2 protein-coding genes are annotated in these 1954 nt (G+C 33.0%); both read left to right on the top strand.

Annotated features, from left to right (window positions below; genetic code table 11):
* Window positions 1–203: 203 nt before the first annotated feature.
* Complete coding sequence (locus tag HM986_RS17495) at window positions 204–1079, top strand: DUF6630 family protein (protein WP_179336334.1); 876 nt, start codon at window positions 204–206, stop codon at window positions 1077–1079.
* 139 nt (window positions 1080–1218) lie between these two features.
* Complete coding sequence (locus HM986_RS17490) at window positions 1219–1743, top strand: hypothetical protein (protein WP_218841468.1); 525 nt, start codon at window positions 1219–1221, stop codon at window positions 1741–1743.
* The last annotated feature ends 211 nt before the right edge of the window (window positions 1744–1954 follow it).

The following is a 1954-nucleotide window of genomic DNA, read 5'->3' as shown; positions in this document are numbered from 1 at the left end:
GAACCGACAACTTTGAATTTAGGAATTGGAATAATTATATAAAAACGTATGCTAACACCGTGTATAATTAATTGCTTGGTTGTTGCCTGCTTGCGAAAATTCCTGCGGAATTTTCACGGGTTCGTAAAAGTTTGCTAAATTAGTTGCTGAACCACGCAACTAATCATACACAAACACGTTAGGTGCAATTTTAACCGACCCAAATGAACATCGTCAGAACATTTATCCATACAAATAAAGACATCCACGGTAAAGATTGTATTTCTGAATTTTTACTTCCCAATATTGCCGAAAATAAACCAAAATTTATTGGAATGACATCAGGCAAATCTTATGATAAAGGTTTGGTTGTTGGAACAAGCAGAAAATGGGATGAAAACATCCTTTTCAACGAATTTAAAAAAGTAAAAAGTGTTGGACTTTTTGGGCGAAAACGAAAAAAGCAGATTCTAAAAAACTATATTTCGCAAATACCTAAAATCTGGAAAGAATATCCTGACTCAATTGTTGAACTTGACAACAAGTTGAGTTTGGTAAGAGTGGAATCCCGAACCGAATTTCTAAACCGAACCAAACCGAAACCAAAATCTATTTCTAAAAAAGTTAAGGAAAGTTACTTGAATTTAGCTCAAGCTTGTCTGAATGAAGAACAGTTATCTGAATTCCAATCTTTCGTAAAAACTCTAAAGGATTATAATGGACATTGGAAATATGGAACAACTCTGAATTTCGTAAATGAGTTTTTAAACCAAAAAAAGATTTTTCTCTTTCTGGTTTTGGACTGGAAAGCTGGAATAGCAGATTTAAACTGGATTTTGAATTTAGCATTTGAAAAAAACTTTAATCAAAAAGTTGAACTTCCAAGTACTGATAAATATCCAGAAAGAGCATCTGTTTCTTATGACAACGTGTTTTGCAATTATAAAAAAGTATTAAATAAGTCGGATTTTGATATAAGCATTATAGACACAGATAGTGACCAATACGTTCTTGTTTTACATAAGGCATCTGAAAAAAGTCTGATTTCGGAATCAATAACTGGAATTGAACTTAAGGAAATGAAAATAAACTGCACCTAACAACGGCTATAATTCATTGCGGTTGAATTCCTTATCGGAATTCAACGCTTATTTGCTATCTTTCGGCTACGGCGGAAAGAATCCTGCGGATTTTTCCGCAACGAAATCATAGCCAAGACCGTTGTAGCCAATTTGAGAAATGAAAATCAATTATAAGAAAATACTGAATTACATAATAATCGTTTTACTTTTTAGCTACATCTTTTATAATTGGAATAAAGAGAGAGATTTGAGTTTTGAACAAGCTGGAACCGACTTTACTCAAGCGTATAATACTGAAAGAAAGAAAATGAATTTACCTATTCTTCTTAATAACTGGAATAATACTCATCCCATAAATTATAAAATTCAAGTTTGGGAAAATCCTGACACAATTTTACCATTACATTCTGAGAAAACAGTAGTCGCAACGCCAAGAGCTGAATTTGAAAGAGAAATTGACAGATATAACCTAAAAAAAATCGGAGATAAATTCTATCAAGTCGTTATTAAATACTCGAAATCTGACAATTTATGGACTTGTACTTTAAGAGAAACTGAACCACCAGTTAAGAAAGGAAAAGGCAAAGGACTTAGAAGTGCTGGAAAAATTATTTCGGAATTGACTTTAGAACAGGCGAATGACACATTAAAAAAATACGGAATTGAACGACTGAATTATTAAAAAACTGGCTACAACACCGTGTATATTTAATTGCTTTATTGAGCTTACTTGCGAATATTCCTTCGGAATGTTCACAGGTTCGTAAATGTTTATTAACTTAGTTGCTTAACCACGCAACTAACCATACACAAACACGTTGTGTTTCATACTGACCAGCCGCATATTTTAGCACTTTCGGTTTTTGCCAACGCACAATTCCAACGCTAAAAAC

The organism is Winogradskyella costae (genome assembly GCF_013403865.1).
GTDB classification, from domain to species: domain Bacteria; phylum Bacteroidota; class Bacteroidia; order Flavobacteriales; family Flavobacteriaceae; genus Winogradskyella; species Winogradskyella costae.
This window is presented reverse-complemented; position numbering and strand designations above follow the sequence as displayed.